The 20,479-nt window shown below is 43.5% G+C and carries 17 protein-coding genes and 1 rRNA gene; 1 reads left to right on the top strand and 17 read right to left on the bottom strand.

The window, feature by feature from the left end; genetic code table 11:
- Positions 1-1,008: ribosomal RNA gene (locus ACE04G_RS02850) — 16S ribosomal RNA — on the bottom strand; the annotation flags it as partial.
- A gap of 599 nt (positions 1,009-1,607) precedes the next feature.
- Between ACE04G_RS02850 and ACE04G_RS02845 the strand changes: the two genes are divergently transcribed.
- Positions 1,608-2,987, top strand: coding sequence for a molybdopterin-dependent oxidoreductase (locus tag ACE04G_RS02845; protein WP_449003816.1), 1,380 nt, complete (start codon positions 1,608-1,610; stop codon positions 2,985-2,987).
- 128 nt (positions 2,988-3,115) lie between these two features.
- Here ACE04G_RS02845 and ligA read toward each other — a convergent pair whose 3' ends face one another.
- The 16 genes from ligA to ACE04G_RS02765 form a co-directional block, all read right to left on the bottom strand.
- Complete coding sequence (gene ligA, locus ACE04G_RS02840; RefSeq protein WP_047840609.1) at positions 3,116-5,137, bottom strand: NAD-dependent DNA ligase LigA; 2,022 nt, start codon at positions 5,135-5,137, stop codon at positions 3,116-3,118.
- 218 nt (positions 5,138-5,355) lie between these two features.
- Positions 5,356-7,710 (bottom strand): DNA helicase PcrA, encoded by a 2,355-nt coding sequence (pcrA, locus tag ACE04G_RS02835; RefSeq protein ID WP_449003817.1) that lies wholly within the window; start codon positions 7,708-7,710, stop codon positions 5,356-5,358.
- Between the two features lie 436 nt (positions 7,711-8,146).
- Entirely contained in the window at positions 8,147-8,842 is a 696-nt protein-coding gene (gene pcrB, locus ACE04G_RS02830) for a heptaprenylglyceryl phosphate synthase (RefSeq protein WP_449003818.1), read from the bottom strand.
- Between the two features lie 177 nt (positions 8,843-9,019).
- Positions 9,020-9,895, bottom strand: coding sequence for a phosphatidylinositol-specific phospholipase C/glycerophosphodiester phosphodiesterase family protein (locus tag ACE04G_RS02825; protein WP_449003819.1), 876 nt, complete (start codon positions 9,893-9,895; stop codon positions 9,020-9,022).
- Positions 9,896-10,026: 131 nt separating this feature from the next.
- Entirely contained in the window at positions 10,027-11,427 is a 1,401-nt protein-coding gene (locus tag ACE04G_RS02820; RefSeq protein WP_449003820.1) for an undecaprenyl-phosphate glucose phosphotransferase, read from the bottom strand.
- Positions 11,424-12,413: a glycosyltransferase family 2 protein gene (locus ACE04G_RS02815; RefSeq protein ID WP_449003821.1), complete on the bottom strand. Its 990-nt coding sequence runs from the start codon at positions 12,411-12,413 to the stop codon at positions 11,424-11,426. Before ACE04G_RS02815 ends, ACE04G_RS02820 begins: the two co-directional genes overlap by 4 nt.
- Positions 12,414-12,706: 293 nt before the next feature.
- On the bottom strand, positions 12,707-13,285 hold the full coding sequence (locus ACE04G_RS02810; RefSeq protein WP_449003822.1) for a PglD-related sugar-binding protein: 579 nt from the start codon (positions 13,283-13,285) through the stop codon (positions 12,707-12,709).
- A gap of 346 nt (positions 13,286-13,631) precedes the next feature.
- Entirely contained in the window at positions 13,632-14,498 is an 867-nt protein-coding gene (gene rfbD / locus ACE04G_RS02805) for a dTDP-4-dehydrorhamnose reductase (RefSeq protein ID WP_449003823.1), read from the bottom strand.
- A complete protein-coding gene (gene rfbB / locus ACE04G_RS02800; protein WP_449003824.1) occupies positions 14,495-15,520 on the bottom strand; it encodes a dTDP-glucose 4,6-dehydratase in 1,026 nt (341 codons plus the stop codon). The genes rfbD and rfbB overlap by 4 nt, the downstream gene beginning before the upstream one ends.
- A 24-nt stretch (positions 15,521-15,544) precedes the next feature.
- On the bottom strand, positions 15,545-16,099 hold the full coding sequence (gene rfbC, locus ACE04G_RS02795; protein WP_449003825.1) for a dTDP-4-dehydrorhamnose 3,5-epimerase: 555 nt from the start codon (positions 16,097-16,099) through the stop codon (positions 15,545-15,547).
- 18 nt (positions 16,100-16,117) lie between these two features.
- Positions 16,118-16,861 carry a sugar phosphate nucleotidyltransferase gene (locus tag ACE04G_RS02790; RefSeq protein ID WP_449003826.1) on the bottom strand — a complete coding sequence of 248 codons (744 nt, stop codon included), beginning with the start codon at positions 16,859-16,861 and terminating at the stop codon, positions 16,118-16,120.
- 18 nt (positions 16,862-16,879) lie between these two features.
- On the bottom strand, positions 16,880-18,007 hold the full coding sequence (gene rffA / locus ACE04G_RS02785; RefSeq protein WP_449003827.1) for a dTDP-4-amino-4,6-dideoxygalactose transaminase: 1,128 nt from the start codon (positions 18,005-18,007) through the stop codon (positions 16,880-16,882).
- Between the two features lie 40 nt (positions 18,008-18,047).
- Positions 18,048-18,377, bottom strand: a complete 330-nt coding sequence (locus ACE04G_RS02780; protein WP_076254133.1) for an EamA family transporter — start codon at positions 18,375-18,377, stop codon at positions 18,048-18,050.
- Complete coding sequence (locus tag ACE04G_RS02775) at positions 18,374-18,739, bottom strand: DMT family transporter (protein WP_449003828.1); 366 nt, start codon at positions 18,737-18,739, stop codon at positions 18,374-18,376. Before ACE04G_RS02775 ends, ACE04G_RS02780 begins: the two co-directional genes overlap by 4 nt.
- Positions 18,729-19,430 (bottom strand): WbqC family protein, encoded by a 702-nt coding sequence (locus ACE04G_RS02770; protein WP_449003829.1) that lies wholly within the window; start codon positions 19,428-19,430, stop codon positions 18,729-18,731. The genes ACE04G_RS02775 and ACE04G_RS02770 overlap by 11 nt, the downstream gene beginning before the upstream one ends.
- Before the next feature lie 90 nt (positions 19,431-19,520).
- Positions 19,521-20,456 (bottom strand): glycosyltransferase family 2 protein, encoded by a 936-nt coding sequence (locus tag ACE04G_RS02765; protein WP_449003830.1) that lies wholly within the window; start codon positions 20,454-20,456, stop codon positions 19,521-19,523.
- Positions 20,457-20,479: the final 23 nt, after the last annotated feature.

Genomic DNA, 20,479 nt, shown 5'->3' with positions numbered 1-20,479 from the left:
GATGTCAAGACCTGGTAAGGTTCTTCGCGTTGCTTCGAATTAAACCACATACTCCACTGCTTGTGCGGGTCCCCGTCAATTCCTTTGAGTTTCAGTCTTGCGACCGTACTCCCCAGGCGGAGTGCTTAATGTGTTAACTTCGGCACCAAGGGTATCGAAACCCCTAACACCTAGCACTCATCGTTTACGGCGTGGACTACCAGGGTATCTAATCCTGTTTGCTCCCCACGCTTTCGCGCCTCAGCGTCAGTTACAGCCCAGAGAGTCGCCTTCGCCACTGGTGTTCCTCCACATATCTACGCATTTCACCGCTACACGTGGAATTCCACTCTCCTCTTCTGCACTCAAGTCACCCAGTTTCCAGTGCGATCCGGGGTTGAGCCCCGGGATTAAACACCAGACTTAAATGACCGCCTGCGCGCGCTTTACGCCCAATAATTCCGGACAACGCTTGCCCCCTACGTATTACCGCGGCTGCTGGCACGTAGTTAGCCGGGGCTTTCTTCTCAGGTACCGTCACCTTGAGAGCAGTTACTCTCCCAAGCGTTCTTCCCTGGCAACAGAGCTTTACGATCCGAAAACCTTCATCACTCACGCGGTATTGCTCCGTCAGGCTTTCGCCCATTGCGGAAGATTCCCTACTGCTGCCTCCCGTAGGAGTCTGGGCCGTGTCTCAGTCCCAGTGTGGCCGATCACCCTCTCAGGTCGGCTACGCATCGTCGCCTTGGTGAGCCGTTACCCCACCAACTAGCTAATGCGCCGCAGGCCCATCCCCAAGTGACAGATTGCTCCATCTTTCCAGTTTCCTTCAGGCGAAGAAAACAACTATTCGGTATTAGCTACCGTTTCCGGTAGTTGTCCCAAACTTGAGGGCAGGTTGCCTACGTGTTACTCACCCGTCCGCCGCTAACTATCAGAGAAGCAAGCTTCTCTTCAAGTCCGCTCGACTTGCATGTATTAGGCATGCCGCCAGCGTTCGTCCTGAGCCAGGATCAAACTCTCCAATAAAGTATTGAAAAGAGCGATAAGCTCATTTTGAATCTGACGATTCATTTTGAATCAAAAGTTACTATCCATTTGTTCAGTTTTCAAGGAACTTGTATGTCCGTTTATGTTGATGTTTGTCAACCGGACAGGAATCTCATCATATCATGTTAACTAACTTACTGTCAACACTTTGTTTTCGTCATCTTTCAAATGATTATGACAATCATTCGTTTGAAGCGACAAGAAATAATATATCACGTAGTGATTTATTTAGCAAGCATTTTTAATCACCCTTTTGATATCATGATATTTTCATCTACGGTGTCTTGCCTCCAACCTGTATTCGACAGATTAGCACATGCTCTGAACCCAAGATGGGATAACGATCCCTGCCCTTCTGTTCGTTTGGAGAAAGTGATCCAAAAACTCTATAATAAGGTATATAGATATAGAGATAAGGTTAAGCAGTCAAGTGTACTACTTTCATAAGTAGCCTATGAACAATCGTATAACCATCTCACATTGCACCTTTACACAGATCACGTACTCCATTCACAGCTAGCTATTACATATCAAAGTTCTGAATAAACTCATTACTAACCTATATGGGGTGATCGCACTTGAAGCAATGGTTAAAGAACAGACGCAAAGGTTACGGCAAAAAGTTGGTTTCCATCCATTCTTGGAATGCCTGGATTGTTGTGATCCTTGCTATATCAGGTCTTATGCTGGTAGGCGGCTTTTGGCGAGAGATACTCGGAATTGGACGTGTCTGGTTAAAATGGCTACATATCATCGTTGGGCTAGCTATGCTGGCACCCGTAGTATATTACTTGATTTTGGCCGGAAAGCACTGGAAACAGCTTCGTAACAGACCTTGGCAAAGGGTGAACACCATCTTTGTTCTTGCTCTGCTGGTAGGCTGGCTACTCTCGGGTATTGTGTTATGGCAGTTCAAGCTGGCTGGACCTCGATGGTCGAATGCTGCACTTCTGATCCATGACCTGCTGACTTGGGTGGGCTTACCTTATATTATCTATCACTCCATCACTCGGACCAAATGGTTAAAGGACCCTGCACGTCGTGCGGTTAAAACCACTACACCTACAACTTCAACACGAACTCAAAATTCAGCTGATCCATCTGATTCAATATTGGATGAAAAAGAAACTCTGGCTGCTATATCTTCTTCCCAGTTTGATCGCAGTTCCGAGAGAGATCCCCTCAAATCAGAGGAGCGACCTCAACCGTTGTATACACGACGAGCTTTCATCCGTTCTACTGTGGGGGTTGGTCTCGCCGTGACTCTTGGTCCTACTTTTATATCCTGGGTAGGACGAAATCTCAAGATCGATAATAGTATTGATAGCATGCTGGAGAACGATCCTAACCGTATGGTTCCTCTGCCACAACCGCTGTCTGCCTCTTCACCTCCCATTGGAGGCGGAGCTGAAGGTCATTTCCGCGTATATACCGTTACGCCTATACCATCCTTCTCCAATGCTAACTGGTCTTTCCGAATCGATGGACTAGTTGAGCGGGCACAGATTTGGAATTGGGAACAATTCGTGAAGATGGCGCGTACCGTACAGGTTAGTGATTTCCACTGTGTAACGGGATGGTCTGTATATAAGAATACCTGGGAAGGCATTTCTCTTGCACAGCTTTTGAAACAAGCCGGGGTCAAACCGGAAGCTCATAGTGTAAAGTTTTATTCCGGTGATGGTGTGTATACAGATGCGATTACGATGGATCAAGCACAAATGGAAGATATTATGGTCGCTGTCATGCATGATGGCAAACCCATCCCGGCTGATCTTGGCGGTCCGGTACGGCTCATCATTCCTCAAATGTATGCCTACAAATCAGTAAAATGGTTAAATCGCATTGAACTCATCGACAGTGAACATATCGGTTACTGGGAAGAACGAGGATATGACAAGGATGCATGGCTTACAGGCGCATCTCAACGCATTCCTAACAATTTAAGTGGATCATGATCAGATAAGATAAGACTGGTGAGCGTTCTTTCGTTGTAAAAATAATTCAATAAATAGCAAAAGCCCCCGATCACATATTCGTGTCTTCGGGGGCTTTTTTTATATGAACTCTTTTGTTCATTTATCCTCTAACCCTGTGGGTTCAAAAGACGTACAAGTTCGTCCTCATCCTCAATCGTAGGAATACCGAGATCATGAGCTTTGGTTAGTTTACTACCTGCCTTCTCTCCGGCAATAACCAGATCTGTCTTTTTCGACACACTGCCAGTCACCTTCGCTCCGAGCGCTTCCAGTCTTTGCGTCGCCTCTTCGCGCGTCAATTGGTGCAGCGTTCCGGTCAAGACGACCGTTTTACCACTGAAGAAGGAATCTTCCACAACAGCAACGGCTGGTGCCTCAGGTGCCTGAGCTTTCACGCCCAAGTTGAGCATTTTCTCAATCGCAGCCTGTGTAAAAGGATCTGCAAAAAAGTTTACGATGCTCTCAGCCACGATACCACCGACGTCGGGTAGTTCAACCAGTTCTTCCACGGTTGCATTCATAATGGCGTGCAGATCTCGATAATGATCTGCGAGCATGCGCGTTGTCGATTTACCTGTGTTCGGAATACCCAGTGAGTATAAGAAGGAAGCCAAGTCTCTATCTTTACTAAGCTCAAGCGCAGCGATAAGGTTGTTCGCTTTCTTTTCCCCAAACCGCTCCAGCTTCACCAGATCATCAAACTGTAACGTATACAGGTCGGCAGGCTCACGTACGTTCAATTCATCATACAACTGAATCGCTGTTTTCTCACTGAACGTCTCAATGTCCATGGCATCACGGGAAGCAAAATGGGAAATACGTGCCACCGTTTGTGGTTTACACGCAAGTCTATTGTTACAGAACAGATGCGCTCCGCGTTGCTCCAGTGGGAATCCACATGCAGGACACTGCTCAGGGAAGACGATCTCCTCACCATCACTCTCCTCCGTCACTTTACCCAGAATCTCAGGAATGACGTCGTTGGAGCGACGGATAAAGACCCGTGTGCCCAGAGCAAACTTCAGGTTTTTGCGCTCAATATCGCCGACATTGTTCAAAGTACAGTTCTGTACCGTTACTCCGGCAAGTTCAACCGGCTCTACGCGTGCCAGCGGAGTTACTTTGCCAGTACGGCCCACATTCCATACCACAGCATTAAGAACCGTAGTGGTCTCTTCTGCCTCGAATTTATATGCCACCGCCCAGCGAGGGAATTTATCGGTATAACCCAACACCTCGCGGGTGCGCATGTCCGTAATTTTGATAACAGCTCCATCGATCAGATAGTCCAGCTGACCCCGGTTCTCCTGAATCGCAGCCAATTGTTCCATCACATCATCAAACTCATGGAAATAAGTAATCGACGGATTCACTTTGAAGCGGTTCTCACGCAGGAAGTCCATCATCTGCTGATGATTGGCAAACTGAATGTCATCCGAATAACCTACATTATAAAAATAAGCATTCAACCGACGCTCAGCCGTCGCCTTCGGATTCAGGTTGCGGAGCGCTCCTGCTGCTGCATTACGCGCGTTCTTGAGTGGTTCTGCCGCCGTCTCATTGTATCGATCCAGGACAGACAAGTTCATGATACCTTCACCCTGTACTTCAATCGTACCGCTTGTGTAAGGAATTTTGAGCGGAACGGATCGGATCGTTCTTACCTGTGCCAAGATCCCTTCGCCCACCGTACCGTTACCACGCGTAGAGGCTTGTACCAACTCACCGTTGGTGTAGGTCAGGTTCAACGTCAATCCATCAAACTTCAACTCAATGACATAACCTGGTTCCGGTAAAGGCGTATCGGGATTTTTACTGTTATAGTCATTAATCAGTTTCAGTACACGGGTATTCCAGCTCCGAAGCTGCTCAATATTCTGTGCTTTGTCCAGACTCCATAAGGAGGATAAGTGGCGATGCGGGGTAAACCCCTTGAGCAGTTCGCCACCCACACGCTGTGTTGGAGAATCAGGCAGAACCATGCCGCTTTCCTGTTCCAGCGTAACCAGTTCATCGTACAGGAGATCATACTCCTTATCGCTGATCTGTGGCTGATCCATCGTGTAGTACTGATAATTATGCTGGTTCAGCTCGGTAACGAGTTGCTCCATCCGGTGCATCGGGTCCATACAGGGCCATCCCTCCGTTAATTTGATCATATATGTAGAACGAACACTCTATTGCACGTAAACTCCGATAACAGAATAACCTTCCGATCGCTGTTATCCCCAGATTTCTTTTAATTCATTTTAAAAGGTAGAAATCCAGGGATAAAGGCGAACGCTTTGCTTCTTCAAGTTATTTCTGTTCTCTCTGTTATCGTGCAAAAGGAAGTTTCGTTCAAAAATTATTCTACTTTGGTAATTGGGGCAAAGCCGGCAAGCAAACGTTTCACACCCACCGGAGCCGGGAATGCAATCTGCAGTTCGGTATCATTACCTGTCCCTTTGACCGCAACAATGGTGCCTGTTCCCCATTTGCCATGCTGCACTTTATCTCCTGCCTTAAACCCTGCTTCACCATTAGAAGCTACAGGCTTGGAAGCTGATGATGGCGTAGCATATGTTGGGCGGGAGACACTTGTAGTCACACGCGAAGTTGGCGCGGATGAAGTAGCAGATGAACCGCTCTTGCTCTGGTGATCAAACAGCTTGGTGCCACCACCAAAGTTACTTCCCCCACTGGAACCCAGTCCACGTCCACCATACGAGCCACCTCCGCTACTGCCACGGCGGTAACGATCACGAGCCATCGAGGTGTCTTCCTTCAGCTCATCTGGAATTTCATCCAGGAAGCGGGAAGGCGGGTTCGCTGTTGTACGTCCAAACAACGTCCGCATCTGTGCACAAGACAGGAACAGTTGCTCTTCCGCACGGGTGATCCCTACATATGCAAGTCGGCGTTCTTCTTCCAATTCTTCATTGTCCATAAAGGCACGGCTATGCGGGAAGACCCCTTCCTCCATACCCACGATAAAGACAACCGGGAACTCCAGACCTTTGGCGCTGTGCATGGTCATCAGGGTAACCGCGTCGCTCTGATCCTCTTCATCATCGTTCATGCTGTCGATGTCAGCAATCAATGCAAGATCGGTGAGGAACGACACGAGCGTTTTGTCTTCATTATTTTTCTCAAATTCCATCGTTACCGACAGGAACTCTTCAATGTTCTCCAGCCGTGCACGGGATTCGAGTGTGTTTTCATTTTGCATCTCAAGACGGTATTGGCTCATCTCAAGAATCTTCTCGGTCAATTCAGTTACAGACAGATACTCTACCATCTGATGCAACGCAGCGATCATGTCATAGAACTCCACCAGCGCATTACGCGTACGGCCAGCAAAACCAAGATCATCTACGACCTGAAGTACACGGAAAATAGAAATTCCACGCTCTCCTGCCGCAGCCGCCAGCTTCGCTACCGTTGTATCACCGATGCTACGTTTCGGTACATTAATAATCCGGGTAAGGCTGATATCATCGTCCGGGTTAGATAACAGGCGCAGATACGCCAGAATGTCCTTGATCTCTTTACGATCATAGAACTTGATGCCGCCGACAATCTGATACGGAATATCAGACTTGATCAGAATTTCCTCTATAACCCGGGACTGAGCGTTGGTGCGGTACAAAATAGCATGATTCTGATAGGATTTGCCGTTCTTCACATTTTTACTAATCTCGGAGGTAACAAAATACCCCTCATCATGCTCGGAATCCGCACGGTACACCTTGATCTTCGAACCACCCTCTTTGTCCGTCCACAGTTTCTTCGGTTTACGCCCTGTATTCAGGCCGATCACTTCATTGGCTGCATTCAGGATATTGGAAGTTGAACGATAGTTCTGCTCCAGCAAAATCGTACTTGCTTCAGGGTAATCTTTCTCGAAGTTCAGGATATTGCTGATATCCGCCCCGCGCCAGCGATAAATCGACTGGTCACTATCCCCTACAACGCAGATGCGGTGGTGACTGTCAGCCAGCATGCGGCACAGCATGTACTGTGCACGGTTCGTATCCTGGTATTCATCGACGTGAATGTACTGGAATTTCTTTTGATAAAAGTCGAGGACCTCAGGCACTTCTTTGAAAAGTTGAATGGTCTGCATAATGAGATCATCGAAATCAAGCGAGTTGTTGGCTCTTAACCGTTTCTGGTACATCTTATATACCTTCGCCACAATACCTTCGAAATAGTCTCCCGCCTGCTTCTCATATTGCTCCGGACTGATCAGTTCATTCTTGGCCGTGCTCATCATGGATTGAACTGCCTTAGGTTCAAACTTCTTCGTATCAATATTCTGGTCTTTCATACAGCTGCGAATAACAGATAGTTGATCCGATGAGTCCAAAATACTGAAGTTGGAGGTAAAGCCAATACGTTCAATATCACGGCGCAGAATTCGCACGCACATGGAGTGGAACGTGGATACCCAAATGTCGCGGCCTTGGGAGCCACCAACCAGTTGGGATACACGGTCTTGCATCTCACGGGCGGCTTTGTTCGTAAATGTAATCGCTAAAATGCCCCACGGGGGTGCCTTCCGTGTTGCAATGAGGTAGGCAATCCGGTGTGTCAGCACTCGCGTCTTGCCAGAGCCCGCTCCGGCCATAATTAGCAGCGGGCCATCCGTCGCCTCGACGGCTTGCCGTTGAGGGGTGTTAAGTCGTGCAACGGCATCATGTATATTTACAGGTTGCATGCATGCATGCTCCTTTCGTTGGTTGGTCGGTATAAATGAACTATCCATTACACTTGGACTTCGATTGCAGCAGCATCTTCCGATCGTCGTTACCCCCAGATTTTTTGATTCCCTTTATCAAAGGGAAAATCCGGTGATAAATACGAACACTTCGTTTCTTCAGATTGCTTCTGCACTCTCCGTTTCTGTGTAAACATAGTCCGTGTATACGAATTTCTTAGTAAAAAAAGAACAATATCGGGTAATAAAAGTAGGCTTAGGATTTAGCTTTCTTACAGAAAGCTTTTAACGAGCATTTCGTTTCTCCAGCTCACTTCTCTCCTCTTCGTTCTCGTGTAAACGACATTACGCTCATATAACTTCTTTAATTAGTAAGGGCAAAGTTCTATTTTAACAGATCATAAAGGGAAAATGGGGGATTGGTAAACTAAACCGATTAAATGGTTCCTTTTACAGCCAACACTGTCTCAAGCGCCTTAGTCAAATCGCTGTATACAATGTTACCTACCACGACGGTATCTGCCACCTGGGCAGCTTGCGTGGCTTTCTCCGGATCATCAATTCCGCCGCCGTAGATAAGGTGTGCCCGATCCAATTGTCTGTGTGTCTCACCAACAAGCTCCATATCTCCAAACGTTCCGCTGTACTCCATGTATACAATTGGAAGATTGAGCAGACGCTCCGCAGCCTGGGCGTATGCCACCGCAGCTCCTGTCGTCAGATCCGTATCTGCACCAGTCAACCGAGCTACCGTGGAGTTTGCATTAAGCACAATATAACCCTCGGCAATCAGCAGATCCCAAGGGATAAGATAACCGTAACGCTCTATGGCTTGCTGGTGGTGCCCAATCATCCATTTGCTGTCCGTTGCATTCAGGACCATTGGGATCAAATAGCCATCAAAGCCAGGAACAACAGCCTCTAGGTCAGATACTTCAAGCACACAGGGCAACTCATAGCGACGCACACGGGACATCAGGTCTACCGTGTTATCATAAGTAATTCCGGAAGATCCACCGACGATAATTGCATCGGTCCCCGAGACGCAGACCAGATCGAGTTCTTCGTCTGTAATCTCCCGGTCCGGGTCAAGCTTAAATACATGTCTCCACTGCTTAATCATGTCTATCAACGAACATTCCTCCAGAGGTTCTTCTGCATCCTAGAAAGCTTGTAAACTAAGTCTAAGTCAGCAGGCATCGAGTGTCAACGTTCGTATAAAAGGGGAACAGAAAATCACAGGTATTTCCCTCTTCTGGTATGGAAAAGCCTGTGATTTGGATTCTGTAATGATTATAATTAAGACATTTTACGGTTTCCAGACAAAACGTGTATTCATCTCATCCAGTTCCTGCTCCGTTAACACGTCCGAGTAAACCCCGTACACGCCCCATTTCTCATAATTAGCCACCTGTTCAGTATCATTAATGGTGTGTACGTAAGTGACCGCCCCCACACTATTCAGATTGGCTACGAAATTCTGGTTTACTTTATATTCCGGCATGGTTACGGCATCGATATCATTTTTTTGCACGAAATCAACAACCTGAGCTTCTGTATCCTGTGTTGCATATAACGTATAGATAATGGAAGGGAATGCATAGACTTCTTTCACCGTATCAAGCATCGGTTCGTTATATATCTGTACCACCACCCGATCCAGCACGGAGGGATCATGTTCTTTGGCTGCATCCACCAGGGATTGTAATACCTGCTGAATGTCCTCGTCCTTCTGTTCCTTGGTGTCGGTTACGATATACATATCCGGGTACTGAGCCAGTACGTCAATAATGCCATCGGCATCCATAGGTTGATACATGCCCAAGATTGGCGTATCCATGAACTCATCATGTGTCAGCGCCCCGGCCTGTTTATCCTCCGGAAGCTCTTCGTCTTGTCCTAGCATTTTGCTCATATTAGCAGTCCATTCATGTCTGGCTACGGCTTTACGATCCGAGGTCAGCATAAAGTCGATTTCAAATACACGTGTGCCTTTCTCATAATTGGCTATCATCGCTTCATAGGCGTTGGTATATGGTTGATCACGAATGCTGCCCATTGCATGGGCTATTAATCTATAAGCGGTAAATCCGTCCCGTTGTTCTTCACTCTGGCTTTCATAGGCAAAAAAGAGTGTACCTACGGTAACGATTAATAATGTTAAAACGGCGGCAATGCGTTTCATATAGCATTCACATCCTCAGTACCTTTTTGATAGCTAACTACCCGAATTGAAGAGGTACAAAACAAAACAGCCGCCCGGAGGCGGCTGTTAAATGGTGGGATGAAATTGTAAATCAATACCTTCAGGTAATCCTAATATGCATTCTTGAGACCATTTCGAATGGTTTCCCATATGATTTTGATATCGAATAATAAAGACCAGTTTTCAATATAAAAGATATCTTGTTCAATTCGATCCTCGATTGAGGTATCTCCTCGTAGTCCCTTACTCTGGGCCAACCCCGTGATTCCTGGGCGGACATGGTGTTTGATCATATATTTCGGTATTTCATCTCGGAATTGATTCACGTAGTAAGGACGTTCTGGCCTAGGGCCAACTACACTCATATGACCAAGCAAAACGTTAAAAAATTGAGGTAACTCATCTAGACTTGTGCGTCTTATAAAAGTGCCAAAAGCCGTTCGTCGCGGATCATTCTTGGTAGACCACCCTGTGTCCATTGTGCCCTCAGGAATGACTTTCATCGAGCGGAATTTGAACATCATGAAGTTGCGTCGGTTAAGTCCTACTCGCTCTTGTTTGAAGATGACGGGCCCAGAAGAAGTAAGTCGTACTCCTACCGCGACAACGAGCATTACCGGAGAAGTTAAGAGGATCGCAGTGAGAGAGAAAAGAATATCGAAAGTTCTCTTCATCAATCGGTTCACCGCAATATCCAGTGGAATGTCGCGAACGTTAATCATCGGCATGCCTGCAAAATTATCAAAATGAGGCCGTGCTGGCAAGTAATCAAAGAAGTCAGGAATGATTAGTGTCCGAACGCCTGCCTTCTCACACACATTGATAATATGCGAATACTTATCGTGAGCATCCAGAGGTAATGCCAGAATGACTTCATCAACAAGATGCGTAGACAAGAACTCTTCCAGTTCGTCGATTCGGCCAAGAATGGGTTTGTATCTTTTCTGTTCACTCTGATCCCAGTGACGGTAATCATCCAAGAATCCAGTCACTTCATATCCAAGTTCGGGATAATTTCTAAGGTTGTCATAGAAACGCTTGCCTAGTGATCCAGCACCAAGGATGAGCACAAACTGACGGTTGAAGCCTTTTTTGCGCAAGCGTTTCAGTTGCACTTTCACTATATAGCGATAAAACAGTGTGAATGATACATTGCCAATCATATACATGGCGAGATATGCACGTGAGATGTTTACTTCTTTGAAAAAGAACATCAGGCTCAGCAACATGAAGAAGGCTATGCCATGAGACTGAACGATTTTCCAAAGTTCGTCTACAAATCGTTTTTTTCGCTTGGCTATATACAGAGAGGACATCAGTCCTGTGATAATGGTAAGAACTGCGTAAACCAAGCTCCACATCATATACTTCTCTATAGGTAGTGGATTTTGGTTCGTTAACAGGTCACTCTCAAATTTCAGCCACCAGGCTAGCAAAAATGAAATCTGAATCACGCCAAAATCAGCCGCAATATACAATTGGGTTAGAAATCGTTGATTACGCCGAATCATGGGTTCACCTCGGAAGATGCTTCATTCTCCGCTCTCAGGCGGGTTGCAGTCTGCCCTTGTCGAGAAGGAAGGGACAATTTGCTGCGCAGCAGGGACAAGGTAAATTTGAGAGAGATACCCACCCACACAGCGGTATTCGTGAGTAGATTGTACTTCTTCGCGTAATGTTTGCGGTGGAACACCCACATCGCTCTATGAAACTCATACGTTATTTTCAAAGGTTTACGACGAGCACTGCCGCCCTTATAGTGCACAATATATGTACGCGGATAATAAAAAATGCCCCATCCCGCCTCTTTGATGCGATAACACCAGTCAATATCTTCTCCATACATAAAGAACGTCTCATCCAACCCGCCAACCTGCTCAATCGTCTCACGCCGCACTAGCATGAACGCACCGACAAGACAGTCTACAGGATATTCATCATCCGGACTAAGATGCCCCAGTTGGTATTGATTGAACTTTGGCCGATCCGGGAAAAGACGAGAAATACCGAATGCATAATAAAATGATGCCGATGGTGTAGGAAATCCACGCTTACACGCCTTATCTAAGGAGCCATCCGGAAGAATGACCTTGCAACCAGAAGCACCCATCTCTGGATGACGATCCATGAATCCAACCATAGTTTGCAGCGTATCCGGCTGAATGACTGTATCAGAATTGAGTAACAGGATATAGCGTCCTATGGCTACTTTTATACCTTGGTTATTGGCAACAGCGAAGCCTGTGTTATGGTTATTGGCAATCAATTGCACACTTGGGTAAACCTCACGAATAGCTTCCACTGAGCCATCATGCGAAGCATTATCGATAACAATGATTTCAAGGCGATAGGAGGTGTGAGTAGCATACACTGAAGCCAGACAATCCAGCGTCAGCTGACGAGTGTTGTAGTTGACGATGATGATGCTGGCGTCTGGGGGGTGAACTGTATTGCTGATTTCCGATCCTACCCGCGGAGCACCTATGAATCCAGTCATTGTGTAAAAACTCCTGACATTTTTTTACTGTAACAACAGAATTTGATATTCAAGAATTCATAAAAATCCTTTTTATGAATTCTAATACTAATACTTATTTATTGAAAGTATAGCACATTATTCTGAACGAGAGGAAAGGAGATCTATCACAATTACCACATAATACTAAAATAAACAAACCATTCTCCACTTAATCTTTGAAGGTTGGTCATATTATTAACTCTGCCAACTGAATTTTGATCTAAGACGGATTCATGCATGTAATCGGATTGCATTAAGGCCTACTTTATTTACTATCTATCCTTTTTTTTGTAATATGTTGTTCCTGCTTTAATAAAGGAATTGTCTTCTATAGTGTTTCCGTTAATAATTATAGAGGAAGCCCCTAAGAAACAATTACTACCCACATGAACAAACCCGCAAACGTTTACTCCTGGTGAAAAGAAACTATTATCCCCAATTGTTGAATCGTGATTTATGATTACACCTGGCCAAATAAAATTCGCTTCCCCCAACTTAGCATTGAAATCTACGACTGAACCAACAGAAATTATGGTTCCCCTTCCAATACTAGCTGATTTACTGACATATGCTCTGGGGTGAATCAGCGATACCACTTCGTAACCCTGATTGATGATTTTCTCGTATACATCCCACCTGGCTGCCAAATTGTTGTATCCAATGGCTATTGCAATTTCATATTCATTTGGACTATATTTTTTGATAACATCCTCAAAAGAGCCGAGAACTTCCGTCCCTCCATTGAAATCATCAATAAATCCAATAAAATTATGCCCGCACTCCAGAACGAGTTCTCTCACATAACAGGCAAAACTTTGTGAACCATAAATAATCACATTTTTTTCTTTCATCAACTTCCACCACCTCAGTAAGTCCCATAACATATTGGCATATTATTAATTTCATACGTGGTTCTTACCACATTAAAAATAAGGTGCATAAGGTATATTGTTTTTAACAGCTTGCCTACGCCATTTGCCCAATCTACACGGCCTTCCAAACACTAAACCAATTTACTCAGTGCCAGACTGTCTGTAAGATAACTACATATGAAAGTTCTTTCACAACACTCCATTTTGATTGATTACTAAACTATAGATTACGGTAGCTATTTATTAATATCCTCCCATACTTTAACCTCTTCGGAAAAAGCATGGAGGATCTACTAAAACAAAGTACCAACTAAATATGATGGATCTAATCTTTTAATTTTGAAATCAAAAAACTTTTCAATCCTTCACGCCAAGGACGCAAATCGTTAAAACTGTTAGTCCGAATAGACAAATGGTCTATCACTGAGTTGCGTGGGCGTGGTGCCGGACGCGGAAAATTTTCGGTTGTACATGGCTCTAATTTTGCTTGAATGCAGATTCCCGCTACAGCTTGCGCTTCCTCAAAAATTGCTTGCGCGAACTCATACCAAGTGCAGGCCCCGCTGTTGGATGCATGATATACACCATACTTCTCCGTCATCATGAGCTCAAGTAGTAGCCCAACCAAATCCACGGTATACGTTGGTGATCCTTTTTGGTCATGGACTACTTGCAGTTTGGGCTTCTCTTGACCAAGCTTCAGCATCGTTTCGACAAAGTTATTGCCATGAAGTCCGTATACCCAGGATGTCCGCACAATAAACCATCTTGACGACAACGTCTGTACTAGTAATTCTCCTGCTCGCTTGGACTTCCCATATACGCTTTGTGGGTTGGTATTGTCATACTCCTGATAAGGCTTATCCGAGCTACCATCAAAGACATAGTCTGTACTGATATAGATGAGCTTCGCTCCTACCTTTTCTGACGCTACAGCAACATTGCGAGTTCCCACCGCATTCACCTTATAAGCTCTATCTGTATCTGTTTCAGCAACATCAACGGCTGTAAAAGCAGCACAATGGATAACTACCTCTGGTCCAAAGGAAACGATGACATCATTAACCTTTGATTGATCAGTAATATCCATCTGATCACGATTGCATGCTAGAATGGAATGTCCCTCCTTTTCCAAAAGCAGCACTACATCCCGTCCTAGTTGTCCGCTGGCCCCTGTAACTAGTACCTTCATTGCTTCGCATCTCCCAAGCGAGAGCCGTATTGTTTGGAGTAATACTGTTGGTAAACCCCCGATTGTATCCGCGTCCACCACTCTTTGTTGTCCAGGTACCATTGAATGGTCTCCTTGATCCCGGTCTCAAACGTGTGCTTCGGCTTCCAGCCGAGTTCGGACATCATTTTGGTCGGATCAATGCCATATCTGCGGTCATGTCCAGGACGATCCTGAACATATTTAATCAGAGACTCTGGTTTGCCAAGCTGCTCCAGAATGGTTTTTACAATGTGCACATTGGTTCTCTCGTTATTGCCGCCAATATTGTACACCTCACCATCCCGTCCCTGGTGGATTACCAGGTCGATAGCACTACAATGATCTTCAACATAGAGCCAATCCCGAATATTCAAGCCGTCTCCATATACAGGCAAGGCCTCATCTGCCAAGGCACGGGATATCATCAGCGGTATCAACTTTTCAGGAAACTGGTAAGGACCATAGTTGTTGGAACAGCGAGTAATGTTTACTGGCAACTCAAAGGTTTCATGATACGCTCGTACAAGTAGGTCTCCACCTGCTTTGGACGCCGAATACGGACTGTTAGGCTGCAGTGGCGTCTCCTCCGTAAACAAACCTGTAGGACCGAGCGAACCGTAGACCTCATCCGTTGATACCTGGACAAACTTGGTGACGTTATGTTTTTTGGCTGCTTCTAGCAGTGCTAGGGTACCATTCACATTGGTCCGCACAAACACATCTGGTTCCAGAATGCTTCGATCCACATGTGATTCCGCTGCAAAGTTAACAACTACATCTATGCCTTGACCGATCAGGAGATCCATCTTGACAGTATCTGTAATGTCAGCTTTGATAAAGGTATGTCGCGTATTACCCTCGAGTGACTTCAGATTTTCTAGATTTCCTGCATAAGTTAAGGCGTCCACATTGATAATTTCATAATCCGGGTGCTTCTGCAGCATATACATCACAAAATTGCTTCCAATAAATCCGGCACCGCCGGTAACGAACAGCTTCATAACATCGAAACCTCCTGTATCTCACTATCCAAAATTGAAGTTGATCTCTGCATCCTGCAAAAATGGGTGTTTCTCGTCCTTCACCGATAAAATAGGATTGGAAATAGGCCAATCTATTCCAAGCGCCGGATCATTCCATAATATGCCGCGGTCATCTTCCGGGGAATAGTATTCGTCCACTTTGTACAAGACTTGGGTGTTTGGCAAGAGAGTACAAAATCCATGAGCAAAGCCCTTTGGTACTAGTAACTGTCGATAGTTATGCTCACTTAGAATAAACCCTTCCCACTGTCCAAATGTTGGCGAACCTCTACGAATATCTACAATTACATCATAGATTCCTCCGGAAATGACTCGAATGAGCTTCGTCTGTGCTTTGGGGTTTAGCTGATAGTGCAAACCGCGTAATACGCCAGCCTGTGCGGACAAGGATTGGTTATCTTGCACAAAGTGGTAGTTGAGTCCATGCTGCTGCATGTGCTGATCATTATAACTTTCCATAAAAAAACCACGATGATCCCCGTGAACCATCGGTTCCAGTAGACTGGCTCCTTGCAGCTTCAAAGGAGTTACTTTCATGAGCAGGTTCCCCCTGACTTAAATTTTCAGTTTACCAAACTCTTCGCTAAAAATTAGCTCTTGGGCAAGTTCATTGGCTTTAGCCAGTGATGCATGCGTACCTGCATCTGTCCACCAACCTTGAAGGACATCGTATGTAAGCTGCCCTTTTTCAATATATGCATTATTAACATCTGTGATCTCCAATTCACCTCTTCCAGATGGTTTTAATGTCTTTATAATGTCAAACACATTGTGATCAAACATATATATCCCTGTTACAGCAAAATTACTTTTGGGTTTTTCGGGTTTTTCTTCGATAGATAAAATACGATCTTCCTGGATTTCAGGTACTCCAAATCGATTTGGATCATTCACTTCCTGTATGAGGATTTTAGCACCGTTAGCTTGAGCTTTAAAATTTTCAACAAAGGGTCCTATATCATCAGCAAATACATTGTCACCTAGAATGACAACCATTTTTTCACTCGCTACAAATTGTTTAGCCAGATTCAAAGCCTGAGCGATTCCTCCAGCTTCATCCTGTACTTTATAAGTAAAAGAGACATTCATCTCGCTACCACTGCCCAGTAGATTAACTACATCTCCCATATGTTCTTTACCCGTGACAATAAGAATATCTTCTATCCCTGCCAATTTAAGTTTATAAACAGAATGAAAAATCATAGGGTATTTACCGACGGGGAGTAAGTGCTTATTTGTTACTTTAGTTAAGGGGTACAAGCGAGAACCAGTACCACCTGCAAGAATTATACCCTTCATTTTAAAAACACCCTTCTATTAATGGTAAAAATTATATATTGCTTCAATAACTTTACCAATATTATTGTCATCTATATTATAATACATTGGAAGTCTTAGGATTTTGTCGCTTTCTGAAGTTGTAAATTTATCCACCCCATGAAACCTACCAAATTGTAAGCCACCAGTTGATGAGTGTAACGGAATGTAATGAAAAACGCTTTGAATTTCTTTACTTCTTAAAAATTGAATTAATCGTGTTCTTTCCTCAAGCGATTTACACTTAATATAAAACATATGGGCATTATGTTCACATTCACCGGGGATAAAAGGGAGTTTGATTAATTCCTCCTGTTGTAATTGCTCTAAGCCGGTGTAATATTTAGTCCAGCTCTCTTTGCGACTGTCATTAATAACGTCCGCCATTTGCAATTGAGCGTACAAAAACGCAGCATTTATTTCGCTGGGTAAATAGGAAGACCCTATATCTACCCAAGTATATTTATCTACTTGACCTCTAAAAAAAAGGGAACGGTCTGTTCCTTTTTCTCTGATTATTTCTGCTCGTTCCACGAACGATGAATCATTCACAAGTAAGGCCCCGCCTTCCCCGCAATTGTAGTTCTTGGTCTCATGAAAACTATAACAACCCATATGCCCAATACTACCTAGGTACCTGCCCTTGTATCGACTCATAACCCCTTGTGCTGCATCTTCAATAACAAGCAGGTTATACTTCTTTGCTATCTCCATAATCGTGTCCATTTCACAAGACACTCCTGCATAATGAACGGGAACTATAGCTTTAGTTCGTGTAGTTATCGCAGCCTCGATCAATGTTTCATCAATATTCATCGTATCTGGACGGATGTCGACAAACACAATGTTTGCACCCCTTAAAGCAAAAGCGTTAGCTGTTGAAACAAATGTATAAGAGGGAAGAATCACTTCATCTCCTTCTTTAATATCAGCTAATATAGCCGCCATCTCCAGAGCATGGGTACAAGAAGTTGTCAGCAATGTTTTAATTGTATCGAATTTAGATGCCATCCATTGGCTGCTTAATTTGGTGAACTCTCCATCCCCAGAAAACCGGCGATTTTCAACAACTCTCTGGATATACTCTTGTTCTTTACCAGTAACTCCAGGTACATTAAATAGTATCATGAGAAAAAAAGCCCCTATCGTTTAGATTCATCACACAACCTCATAAATTAAATATAATTACCCCAGCAATAATGAAGAAACTTGCAATAATCTTTTGTTTAGTAAACCTCTCTTTTAAGAAAATATATGAAAATAGCAGAGTACCCACATAGTTAAGTGCAATGATTATAGTGAAATTTTTCAAGGCTATGAATTTCAACAAATATACCGACAACACGGTCGATATCAAGAAGAGCATATACCCCGCCACTATAGGAAGATTAATAGACACTATAGCCTTATTCTTCTTTCCTTTTACTGCACCTACCTTCAACAAAATTTGAGCAAAGCTGTTGATTAAAATCAATAAGGCACTAACCAATAGAATCATGATTTTTCGCTCTTTATATTTAGGATAATGATGCCTGTCATAATAGTAAGCACTCCGATTATATTATTAAAAGTAACTTCTTCATGAAACAAAAAATAGCTAAAGGCAACAATAATAATATTGTTTAGTGCAGTTAATGGATATGCAAAGGACAGGTCTAGATCCTTTAATGTGCGCTGCCAAAAAATGGCTTGAAAAAACAAGCAAGCTACAGACGATATATAATAACTATTTGTAAAAACCAGTAATACATGACCTTCTCCCACAGTATCTGCTGCAAACTTTGAAAAAAGGGAAGCAGTAGATTGAAAAATTATGCTTAATAAAAGGAAAAGATAGCTTTTTCTTATTTCAAATTTCATTTTTTCTCCAGCCCCAAATATAATAGGAAGCATCCGATCCAGTCTGGAATAACAAATCAAAAATCGTGACATAGTGATCAAAAGGAGGGTGAAATTGATTGTATTCTGGATAATGATTGTAATCCTTATATACTAACTCAATCCCTTCTTCTTCAAAACGAGCATCGTCAATATAGTCCTTGGCAGCGGGCCCTGAAACGTAAAGATCCGTTTCAGATCTGTGGAGCAGTTCCATTAATCTGTCTAATTTTTTCCCTTCACTTCTAAACTCCCTTGAATCCTTAAACGTTGTTGAAATACCTAATATATCTTTAGAAATATATCGAATTAAATATTGATTGAGCTCGGATAGACTACTCCATTTTTGTTCCAAATAAACATGCTCAAGGAAATCTTTATACAATTTAAAATACGGCGCTTTTGAATACAACGCACTTATCGTTTTATAGTGCTTTACATTCCAATTCGAATTAGGCAACATCACTTCACAGATCAAGGAATCATTCGAATTATTCACGGGGATTGTAAGCCACTGAGCACCCGTCGTGCTTTTGACTTTATTGCGATTTCTCCAATCGTTTTTTGTATACTGAACATCGTCATAGAAGATGAATGTGTCCACATCATTAATGATATCGAAATAGCCTTTCCACGGTAAATAATTCGATTGAAGCACAGCTACTTTGTTCATAATTCATCCTCACTTATTTTTATACTTAAAAACATTCACACCCATTTACACCAATCTCATATAATTGAATAAACAATCCTTTAATTCCAATCACGTTTCGCTTCCCTGTTCATATACTTTTCTAACAACAGAGACTGGCCGATCTTTAGTCTCATTGAAAATTTTGGATACATAGACCCCTACTACTCCTACGGAAAAAATAATAAGACCACTCATTAACCATATAGAAACCATAACACTAGTCCATCCACCTATCACTGATTGGAAAAACACCTTTCGGAACACTAAAAATATAGCATAGACGAACGAGAAAAAAGCAATTAAAGAGCCACTTGCCATAATAAGCAGAAGAGGCCTGCTGCTAAAAGAAGTAACCCCATCCATCATGAGTGTCAACTTCCTAATTAAATTATAGGAACTTGAGCCTTTGTAAGTCTTTTTTATGGCATAAGACTTCTGTCTGTACCCTACTTTTTCAAACATCGCTGCTAAGAAAACGTTTTGATCTTTGAACTCCAATAGACTACTCACATAACGTTTAGTCATTATACGAATCGTACAAGGGTTTTTAGGGATTTTTTCATCCGAAATCGAATTAAAAAACTTATAAAACAAATCCCCAGCGATTTTTCTATAGAAGGTCCCTTCTCTTTCGCGCTGTACCCCGTAAATAACATCGTATTCTCCGTTCCCCCGTAACCATTCATTATAAAACAATTCCAGATTCTCGGGTTCCTCTTCTAGGTCACAATCCAACAAAAATATCAAATCACCTCTAGCATAAGAAAGTCCACTTAAAATGGCCTTATGATGACCAAAATTTTTAGATAAATCTATTACTTTCACACAAGGATCCTGTTGTTGAATTTTTATTGCAACATCTAAGGAGTTATCCGGAGAACCGTCATTTACCATGATAATTTCATGAGATAATCCAAGTTTAGTGATATTTTCTTTTATTCTTGCATAAAATTCAGGAATATACGCAGCGGAACGGTACATTGTAGTAACAATAGAGATATTCATAATTACTCCATTCTTGAAAATTA

This window comes from Paenibacillus sp. AGC31 (assembly GCF_057334655.1).
The sequence above is the reverse complement of the archived record's forward strand: the minus strand, read 5'-3'. Positions and strand labels throughout refer to the sequence as shown.

Excerpts from the sequence above, each read along its gene's own strand:
- ligA (WP_047840609.1), bottom strand. The coding sequence starts at position 5,137 with ATGGACCCGATGCACCGGATGGAGCAACTCGTTACCGAGCTGAACCAG.
- pcrA (WP_449003817.1), bottom strand. The coding sequence starts at position 7,710 with ATGCAACCTGTAAATATACATGATGCCGTTGCACGACTTAACACCCCT.
- ACE04G_RS02825 (WP_449003819.1), bottom strand. The coding sequence starts at position 9,895 with ATGAAACGCATTGCCGCCGTTTTAACATTATTAATCGTTACCGTAGGT.
- ACE04G_RS02820 (WP_449003820.1), bottom strand. The coding sequence starts at position 11,427 with ATGATTCGGCGTAATCAACGATTTCTAACCCAATTGTATATTGCGGCT.
- ACE04G_RS02815 (WP_449003821.1), bottom strand. The coding sequence starts at position 12,413 with ATGACTGGATTCATAGGTGCTCCGCGGGTAGGATCGGAAATCAGCAAT.
- ACE04G_RS02810 (WP_449003822.1), bottom strand. The coding sequence starts at position 13,285 with ATGAAAGAAAAAAATGTGATTATTTATGGTTCACAAAGTTTTGCCTGT.
- rfbD (WP_449003823.1), bottom strand. The coding sequence starts at position 14,498 with ATGAAGGTACTAGTTACAGGGGCCAGCGGACAACTAGGACGGGATGTA.
- rfbB (WP_449003824.1), bottom strand. The coding sequence starts at position 15,520 with ATGAAGCTGTTCGTTACCGGCGGTGCCGGATTTATTGGAAGCAATTTT.
- rfbC (WP_449003825.1), bottom strand. The coding sequence starts at position 16,099 with ATGAAAGTAACTCCTTTGAAGCTGCAAGGAGCCAGTCTACTGGAACCG.
- ACE04G_RS02790 (WP_449003826.1), bottom strand. The coding sequence starts at position 16,861 with ATGAAGGGTATAATTCTTGCAGGTGGTACTGGTTCTCGCTTGTACCCC.
- rffA (WP_449003827.1), bottom strand. The coding sequence starts at position 18,007 with ATGATACTATTTAATGTACCTGGAGTTACTGGTAAAGAACAAGAGTAT.
- ACE04G_RS02780 (WP_076254133.1), bottom strand. The coding sequence starts at position 18,377 with ATGATTCTATTGGTTAGTGCCTTATTGATTTTAATCAACAGCTTTGCT.
- ACE04G_RS02775 (WP_449003828.1), bottom strand. The coding sequence starts at position 18,739 with ATGAAATTTGAAATAAGAAAAAGCTATCTTTTCCTTTTATTAAGCATA.
- ACE04G_RS02770 (WP_449003829.1), bottom strand. The coding sequence starts at position 19,430 with ATGAACAAAGTAGCTGTGCTTCAATCGAATTATTTACCGTGGAAAGGC.
- ACE04G_RS02765 (WP_449003830.1), bottom strand. The coding sequence starts at position 20,456 with ATGAATATCTCTATTGTTACTACAATGTACCGTTCCGCTGCGTATATT.